At 47.9% G+C, this 8,878-nt stretch carries 8 protein-coding genes; 7 read left to right on the forward strand and 1 reads right to left on the reverse strand.

What is annotated here, in order from left to right; translation table 11 throughout:
* Window positions 1-558 precede the first annotated feature (558 nt).
* The 5 genes from HMPREF9140_RS03730 (at window position 559) to HMPREF9140_RS03745 (ending at window position 6,343) form a co-directional block, all read left to right on the forward strand.
* On the forward strand, window positions 559-771 hold the full coding sequence (locus HMPREF9140_RS03730; protein WP_006951863.1) for a hypothetical protein: 213 nt from the start codon (window positions 559-561) through the stop codon (window positions 769-771).
* Complete coding sequence (locus tag HMPREF9140_RS10645) at window positions 759-902, forward strand: hypothetical protein (protein WP_216593053.1); 144 nt, start codon at window positions 759-761, stop codon at window positions 900-902. The genes HMPREF9140_RS03730 and HMPREF9140_RS10645 overlap by 13 nt, the downstream gene beginning before the upstream one ends.
* Window positions 880-3,600 carry a hypothetical protein gene (locus tag HMPREF9140_RS03735; RefSeq protein WP_006951864.1) on the forward strand — a complete coding sequence of 907 codons (2,721 nt, stop codon included), beginning with the start codon at window positions 880-882 and terminating at the stop codon, window positions 3,598-3,600. Before HMPREF9140_RS10645 ends, HMPREF9140_RS03735 begins: the two co-directional genes overlap by 23 nt.
* Before the next feature lie 402 nt (window positions 3,601-4,002).
* Entirely contained in the window at window positions 4,003-5,025 is a 1,023-nt protein-coding gene (locus HMPREF9140_RS03740; RefSeq protein ID WP_018572044.1) for a DUF6261 family protein, read from the forward strand.
* Window positions 5,026-5,530: 505 nt separating this feature from the next.
* Window positions 5,531-6,343: a class I SAM-dependent methyltransferase gene (locus HMPREF9140_RS03745; RefSeq protein ID WP_006951866.1), complete on the forward strand. Its 813-nt coding sequence runs from the start codon at window positions 5,531-5,533 to the stop codon at window positions 6,341-6,343.
* A 96-nt stretch (window positions 6,344-6,439) separates the two neighbouring features.
* On the opposite strand, the gene rpe is transcribed toward HMPREF9140_RS03745, so the two are convergent.
* Window positions 6,440-7,108: a ribulose-phosphate 3-epimerase gene (gene rpe / locus HMPREF9140_RS03750; RefSeq protein WP_006951867.1), complete on the reverse strand. Its 669-nt coding sequence runs from the start codon at window positions 7,106-7,108 to the stop codon at window positions 6,440-6,442.
* A 260-nt stretch (window positions 7,109-7,368) separates the two neighbouring features.
* Here rpe and HMPREF9140_RS03755 point away from each other — a divergent pair, with 260 nt between their 5' ends.
* Complete coding sequence (locus HMPREF9140_RS03755) at window positions 7,369-8,004, forward strand: phosphoribosylanthranilate isomerase (protein WP_006951868.1); 636 nt, start codon at window positions 7,369-7,371, stop codon at window positions 8,002-8,004.
* Window positions 8,005-8,020: 16 nt separating this feature from the next.
* On the forward strand, window positions 8,021-8,626 hold the full coding sequence (locus HMPREF9140_RS03760) for an anthranilate synthase component II (RefSeq protein ID WP_006951869.1): 606 nt from the start codon (window positions 8,021-8,023) through the stop codon (window positions 8,624-8,626).
* The last annotated feature ends 252 nt before the right edge of the window (window positions 8,627-8,878 follow it).

Here is an 8,878-nt window from a genome sequence, read left to right on the forward strand (position 1 = left end):
TACACACACACACACACACACACACACACACACACACACACACACACACACACACACCAGACCTATTAATTAGCTTTTTCATACGCGCGCGCGAAGCGTGCCGTAAATCCATTATATACGGGAATTCCGGAAGGATTCTTCGTGCCGTTTTTCGTACCCTTTCCGCAACCGATATAAGAGAAAATAAGGAAAGATTTTATCCTCAAAACCCGCACGATTTTCGTGCGGCGAATACTCCCATTTCAGTAAACAAAAACTCCCGCTCGGCCGATAGGCCGCATGTAGGGACAGACCCCGTGTCTGTCCGCCTCACTTCGGTTCTGCGAACCGAAGCAATATATTGGTCGAAAGGTCCGAGCGATTGCGTATTTATCCCGTCCTTGTCCGACGGGTGCGGACAGACACGGGGTCTGTCCCTACATTCGGCCTATCGGCCGAATTGGCATCGGTTGGATGGCGAACCTATTGGCCCCACTTCCGCCCTTGCCATCCTCCTCATGACCCCTTTACCGATTAACGAAATAACAATGATTTTTTAATCACCAACACTTATTCATTATGAACAAAACATTCAAACGCGCCTACACCGCGCCATGGTGTAAGGCTATCGAAACAGAAATGGAACATGGCTTCCTCGCCGGCAGTCCGGCCGTTCAGCCCGGCGGTGGCGGAGGAGGCGGAATTGTTGTCATTCCCGGAGGGGAAGACGGCGACGACACCGAAATCTCCGGAGCCAAGCAATCACAATGGGGCAACCTATGGGAAGATTAATCCCCGGCTCGGCAAACTCTGAAGTTCTCGCTCATCCGACGAGCTCCGAAGCCCCCGAAACACAAAGAGCAAAGAAACAAGTAAACAACTCAAAGACTGAAAGAAAAGATGAAACAGAAACATATTTATAATCTCGCAGTACTCCTCCTGGCGAGCAGTGCAGCCTTTATTTCGTGCAGCGACAACGACCTCGACGGCCCCCAACCTGATGGCGACCGCGGCGCATCCGTAGTGTTCAACATTAAAGACATTCAGCAGGATAACATCGCCAAGGTCGACGCCGCCACCCGCGCCGGCATAGCCCCTACGCTTCTCTACACCCCCGGCTTAACACAAGAAGACCTGGCCCCGCGCCGATTGGAAGCTGTATCATCCGACGGTCTCGACGCCTGCTTAATCGAAACAACCGTTGAGGGCATCAACCCCACCAAGCCCGACCCGTCGACCCGCGCGAAGGTAGAAACGAGCATCGAGCACGATTTTACTTCCCTCGGCTACCGCGGCGAAACTGCCGGCACAATAAGCGACAAGCCCGAATGGTTCTACAGCAAGAAGACCAAGAAAACCGGCGAGCTCTACGAAACCCACTTCTGGAGCTGGGGCAAGCCCTACGGTCGCTTTTACGCTATCTATCCCGAAGCAACTGCAGCAAACAAAATCACCCTTTCGCCTGATTCTCATCAAGGCACTCCCTACCTCGACTTTGAAGTGGAAGAAGACGTAGCCGACCAAAAAGATCTTATGACCGCCTGCTCGGGTGTAGTTCATTACGACACCCAGAATACCGCCCCAACGACAAACCTCGAGTTCCGCCACGCCCTGACCGCAATAAAGTTTGCTGTGGGTAATAACCTTTCATGGGGCAAACAGATAAGCAATATCGAAATACGTAACGCTGTTTACAAGGGTCGTTATAATCTTTCTGATAAACTCGATGGCAATGGCGCCGGATGGGTTGCCAGCTCTCTAACCGCACGCAAAGACTTTAGTTTAACAGTTTCTCCCACTATTGATACTAAGAAGAATCCCGGTGCCATCATCACTGGTACGGCAACCGATAACTACACGTTCTACATGATTCCTCAAGAGTTAACCGGCAAGAATGTAGAAGCTGCAATTACATTCACTGATGCTTCGTCTATTCAAGTGACCCTGACCGGCACCTGGAAAGCTGGTACGACCAAGACCTATAAGATTTCGAACACCATCAGTAACTGGACATACGAGTTCAGTGTTTCCTCTCCTGCGCCAATGGACTACAATGCAACCAACTCCGAAGACTACAAGGTTACCAGTTTCCGTCAGGCTCCCGACGGTACGCAGCATCCCGTGAAGTGGGAAGTGGTGGGCTATGATGCCGATGGCGACAACGTTTTCAAAATGGAAGAAAAGCCAACCTGGCTCACAAGCCTAAGCAAGATAAATGGCGACGGCGGAACGACTGCAGAAACAGGTACGGCTACAGTTTCCACAAACGCACTTATCGATAAACTTACAGAACGGAATGACAAATTGAAGGAGGACGCAAAGGGCAGTTCGGGAGATTATTACGACCTCTCGACCCATGACATTAAAGGCAATACCACATCAATGAATACAGCCAATTGTTATGTCATCTCCCATCCCGGTTACTACAAAATTCCACTGGTCTACGGCAATGCCATTAAGAATGGAACCAAGAACGAAAGTGCTTATAAAACCTCCAACACCGGTACATATATCTTGCAGAACTTCAAAGACCATCTAGGTAACGACATTGATGATCCATGGATAGGGTTAACCAATGGTGGCGCCAATGTGCCGAAAAAAGTCAAATTGATTTGGGCTGATGAGCAAGGACTCATAACTACTCCTAAAGTAGTTGGCTCCGGTAGCAGTGCCTATCTTCAGTTCCGTGTTCCCACCTCATCCATTAAGAATGGCAATGCGGTACTTGCAGTTATGGACGATTCAGAAACAGTACTCTGGTCGTGGCACCTATGGTTTGCTCCGGATGATGTGCTCGATAAATTTGAAATGACAAACAAGCAAGGGCATAAATATAGTTTCTCCAGAGAAACACTTGGATGGAAATATATTCATTATGAAAAAACATCTTATGACGTACCTCGGAGTGTGAAAGTGAAAATCAGACAAATCGTGGGAAACAACAATTCCAAGAAAGAAGCAACAATAACGATTACTCAGAAAAACATCAGTAAGATCGAAGGTAATGCCACATTTTATCAATGGGGACGCAAAGACGCTTTCCCAGGAACAAATACTCTGGCGCCTGGGTCGAGTTTTGTAAATAAGGGAGGAGGAAATAGTGGAGAATTTATACGTGTGTATGAATTCATTAAGAATCCGAATACGTTCTATACTAATTATTTTGGCTGGATGAGTGCCTACATAAATTTATGGTCTGCCAATAGTACGGTTCTCGGCTACAATGACGACCCAGTTGTGAAAACAATTTATGACCCATGTCCAGCCGGATTCAAGATGCCCGCTCCTAATGCTTTTACAGGATTTACAACAACCGGCTATTCTAGCTCTCCCACTAAAGTTGTAGATAATTCTCCAACAACTTTCAATACCATTAAGGGATGGGAAATTTGGACAGACGATTCGCACACAACATCCTTCTATATGCCGGCAGCAGGCTATCGTGCATATGATAATGGTCTTGCAATGGCTACACTTGGCGTAAGAGGATATTATTGGACGTCCGCATTAGCTGACCATCAAAGAGCAATCCGCCTGCATTTCGAAGCCAGTGTAATAAATCCTGTTGACTATCGTAACAATGGATTTGGGCACTCCGTGCGCCCCGTGGCCGACAATTAAAACTAGCAATTAAAAGGAGCGAACCCGATGGCAGTATTGACACGAACCGGATTTGGGGAGATAAAAACGGTCATCGGGTTCGCTCAAAATTTCTTAGGGAGATGAAAACGGTCATCGAAAAATCGCGCCTGAAACTCAGGGAAGCAAAAACGGTGACAGGGAAAACGTGCCTGAGTTTCGGGGAACAAAAAACGATGACCGTATTGAATCAAAAAAATCGCAGGCGACAAAAAACGTACATCGGATTCGCACAAAAATTTTCCAGGCACGGTTTCCCGGTCACCGTTTTAATAAAAACTTGCCCGAGGCGGTGCAAAACGGTCATTGGGTTCTGAATATTTTTCTAACATCAATTTTTTTACTATGAAAGTGAAAGCTTTTTACAGAAGGGAGCTCCGACACATGGAGCATTTTCAGTTCGCCGGTAGAGTGCTGCAACTATGCAAGGAGGCGAACGTAGAGAAATTAACCGCGGTTCTCAAACCGCTAAGTGACGCAATCGCAGCTGAAGACGAAGCGCTCAATCAATCGAAAGTTCTTTTCGGAACCGAAGAACTCATGAAGCTCGACGAGGCGCGCGACAAGGCCTATCAGGCCCTACGACTATTGGTGAAGATGCATTTACAGTCGGACGACGAAGAAATCGTCAAAGCCGCCAAACGTCTCCGCGAGGTGATGTCGCGCTATCCGCATGCCGACGTGGAAAACTACGACCAAGAAACGGGTATGCTCAAAAATCTTGTGGCCGACACGAAGGAAGGCGATATGCCTGGCATACTAGCCCAACTAGGTGCAATGCCGGCCGTGACACGCTTGGACAATGCCAACAAGGCTTTCGACGCCGTGTTCCATAACCGTGTTCAGGTGAGTGAAGCATCGGGTAAATTCGACCTTCTTGCCCTTAGAAAGGCAGTTGATAAGGCTCTCGAGGCTATTCTCATACGAATAACTGCGCTGGCCGACCTTGACCCCACGCCACCCATCGAAAAACTGGTGAAGCAATACAACTTCCTGGTTGAGAGTAGGCAAACGGTTATAGCCGAGCGTCGAGCCGCTAACAAGGCCGCGCATGAGCGCGATATGGACAAATACGCCGCCCAGCTCGAACCCTTATTCACCGAACTAGAGAAAGAGCGTGGTCTGTCGAGTGGTTCGCTGTCGTTTGCACGCGAAACCCGTGGCTCGGGCAAGAAGCGCGCTTACTTGCTGAACGTCACCGGCAAGAGTGCCATCTGGGTCGTAATCTCTAAAGGCAAACTCGTCGTCGTTCCCGAACCGAGCGGAAAATCAATCGGTGGAGGCTCAAAACATGGCGGAAGCGGGAATGGTCCAGGCACTGGCTCTAAACCCGGTGGCTCCGGAGGTACTGGTGGTGGCTCTCCCAAACCCGGGCGAGAAGAAGACCCGGGAGAAGATAAAGTATAAGAGGACGATTTCCTCTCCCTCTCTCCTGAAATCGAATCCGGGAAGAAAAGAAAATATCGTTTATATAATCATTCAGACCTGCATCCGTCATGACGACGCGTGCAGGTCGACCGTTTTTATACATATGCTCGGTTTAAGAGAAATTATCCCGTCCCTTGACAGACGAGGGGCGGGTTATTATGTCATCCTTAATGGACGGTGGCGGACAGACGTATCGGACAGACACGGGGTCTGTCCCTACATACTTAGACACCCCCATCAACCCAATCGATGCCAATTCGGCCGGTAGGCCGCATGTAGGGACAGACCCCGTGTCTGTCCGATACCCATACCAATTCGGTCAGCAGACCGAATTGGTATTCCTCGGCAGGTAGGGTGGGGCGACTATACCGCAAACAGGTCGGGAGAATACACACAATTGGGTATTGTCTCGGGGAGGTATAGCGCCTAATTTTGCATCCGTTCATAAGACGAGCGAATAAAAACATTCAACGAATAATATTGTATGGAAACAACACTTCTTACGGGCGTTCCCGAAACCATGCTCATCACGCTGTGGGCCAAGGCAACCGAAACACAACAAAACGGCGGACTGATTGAAGACAACGATGCCGTGCGAATGATGAAACAGATAGATTATGACTTCTCGAAATTCAAAAAAGCAAAGATGTCGCAGGCGGGCTCCTGCGTTCGCGCATCGCTCATCGACAAAGAAACCAGAGAGTTCATTAAAAATAATCCCGACGCAGTGGTTATTCAGCTTGGCGCCGGAATCGATGCACGCTATCAGCGAATTGGGGCGCCGAAAGTTGAACATTGGTACGACCTCGACCTACCGGAAGCCATAGAAGTACGACGGAAACTTCTGCCCGAGTCGGAGCGGAACACATATATCGCTCAATCATTGTTCGATTATTCTTGGTGCGACACGGTAAAGGCTCACGGCAAACCGATTCTTGTTATAATCGAAGGCGTGCTGATGTATTTTGAGCCCGAAAAGGTAAGGGAGTTCTTCTGCGAGATGTGCAATCGTCTCGGTAAAGCTACCGTGTTGATGGATATACTGTTTTATTCCGGCGTGAAGCATGCCAGGCAGCACGATGCAATGAAAAAGATGGACAATGACGTGGAGTTCAAATGGTCGGTGTTGCATTCGGTTGAGATGGAATCGTGGCACGAACGGCTGCACTTGGGGCGCGAATATTTCATGAGCGACCACGACCAAGGCAGGCTTCCGTTAGTCTTCCGACTGTTATGCAAGATTCCCTATCTCCACACACGATTCAATCAGCGCATCGTGCGTTTTGAAATAAACTGAACCACGGTTTCCCGAAAACTGAAAAGGCTAGATACTCTCTTATTTGAAAGCATCTAGCCTTTTTTCTTAGCGACAGTTCTGAACCGCGCATGTTAATCACAGAGCAACACTGGGGCGAAGTCTTTTCAGTTCGCTTATTGTTTTAAGCGGGTCGGGCGATTTGAAAATATAACTTCCGCTAACCAGAACATTCACGCCAGCATTTACTAGCCGCGGAGCAGTTTCGGCCTGCACGCCGCCATCAACCTGTATGAGCGCCTTGCTTCCGGTTCGAGCGATAAGTTCACGAAGTCGGGCAACCTTTCTTATGCTTTCTTCAATGAAACTCTGCCCTCCGAATCCGGGATTAACGCTCATAAGCTGAACGATATCGATGTCGCAAATAACATCCTCGAGCATCGCAACCGGTGTAGACGGATTAAGGGTTACGCCGGCCTTCATTCCGGCTTTGTGAATTTCCTGAATGGTTCTGTGAAGATGTAAGCAGGCTTCGCTGTGTACGCTCATGATGGCAGCTCCCGAATCGGCCGTTTGCTGAATGTAGTTCTCCGGATGAACAATCATAAAATGCACATCCATCGGCTTCTTGCAAACCTTTCCGACAGCATTCATCACCGGGAATCCAAAAGAAATGTTCGGCACGAAAACTCCATCCATAACATCCATATGAATCCAATCGGCGTCGCTTTCGTTAATCATCTCGATTTCCCTGTCGAGATGCATAAAATCGGCCGAAAGCAAAGAAGGCGAAATAATTGTTTCCATGTTCAGTTCAAACAATAGGATTCTACTTTGCCGTTGAATTTCACTGTGCGATAAGTATGGGCAATTTGTCGGATTAAATTCAATGTCTTCTCCGAGGGAGACGACTCTTCTGGTGTAAATAACTTGATCATAGGCTTTGGTTGTTGTTACGCCACTAGAAACGCCACTATCGACCAATTATTATAATGCAAATAAGATTTTATCACAGTCTTTTTTCTTTTTCAGTACCTTTGCGTGCCTAGGAATAAGGCTGTAAGTCAATGATTATAAAGATATGCGGCATGCGTGAAGCCGATAATATTCACGACGTATCAGAGCTTGGAATTGATTGGGTAGGACTGGATTTTCGTCCCGACAGCCCAAGATTAGTTCTTCAAATTCCATCGAATGCAGGATTCATTCCCGACCGCGGAAGTTTCAAAACTAAAAGCCAGAGCAAACAGGTAAAGCTCTGCGGAGTATTCGCCAACGATATGCCACAAAACATCGTAACACGAGCTTTTAATTTCCATCTTGACCTGATTCAACTGAACGGAATAGAAAATGCTGTTATGATTGACAATCTGCGCCGAACACTCGTTCCCGACATCCGCCCGGAAATAAAAATCATTAAACAACTCGACATCAACCATAAAAACGATTTCGAAAAGTGCAAGCCCTATATAGGTTATGCCGACTATTTCCTTTTTAAACTCTTTGCCGACTCATCGACGCTCGATGCCTACACCGACGATATCCCTTTTCTGCTTGAAACAAATACCATCGAAGAGGTTGAACGAGTAAAACACATCAACCACCCAGCATTCATCGGGGTCGACATAAACGAAGGATTTGAAATCGCCCCTGCAAGGAAAGATATCGATAAGCTGCGCCGCACCATTGCCTCTGTACTTTGAAAAACACAAACAAACAATGAATGAAGAACAGAATATGGCAGCACCACTGCGTTGCGCCCTAATCGACAACTACGATTCTTTCACCTACAATCTGGTTCATCTTGTGCGCGAACTCGGTGCCGAAGTAACCGTTTTCAGCAACGATGGATTTACACTCGCCGAACTGGAACCATTCGACAAACTCATTCTTAGTCCCGGCCCCGGCTTGCCCTCCGAAGCAGGATTATTGTACGATGTAGTCCGCGAATATTCCGGTCGCAAGCCCATGCTCGGCGTATGCCTCGGACATCAAGCCATAGCCGAGGTGTTCGGCGCACATTTGGAACACCTTTCCGATGTTTTTCACGGCATAGCCACCGAAGGGAGTCAAGTTGCACACGACCCGATATTTGCCAATCTGCCTCCAAGATTCATGATGGGCCGATATCACAGTTGGACGGTCTCGCGCAACGATTTTCCCGCCTGTCTCGAAGTAACTGCCGAAACTCCCGACGGCCTAATCATGGCCATTCGACATCGTGAGTACGACATTCACGGCATTCAATTCCATCCCGAAAGCGTGCTCACTACTGTCGGAGCCGATATCATGCGCAACTGGCTGCAGCTCCCTCCCAACGCTTAATCTACATTATAATATCCCTCATCTCTCACTTGTTTTAAATCAAGAAGATAGGGTAAGTTTTGCGAGAAAGAATTGATTCATATACCTTTGCCGCCGTGAGATATATAATAGCACATTCCATCAGCATCGCGACGCAGAGAAACTTTGATTTCTCTGTGATTTTTTCGTCCAATAATTTGGTGGGCTCGGAAAAAGTGCTAACACACACACACACACACACACACACACACACACACACACACACACACACAC

The sequence above is a fragment of the Prevotella micans F0438 genome (genome assembly GCF_000243035.1).
Classification (GTDB): domain Bacteria; phylum Bacteroidota; class Bacteroidia; order Bacteroidales; family Bacteroidaceae; genus Prevotella; species Prevotella micans.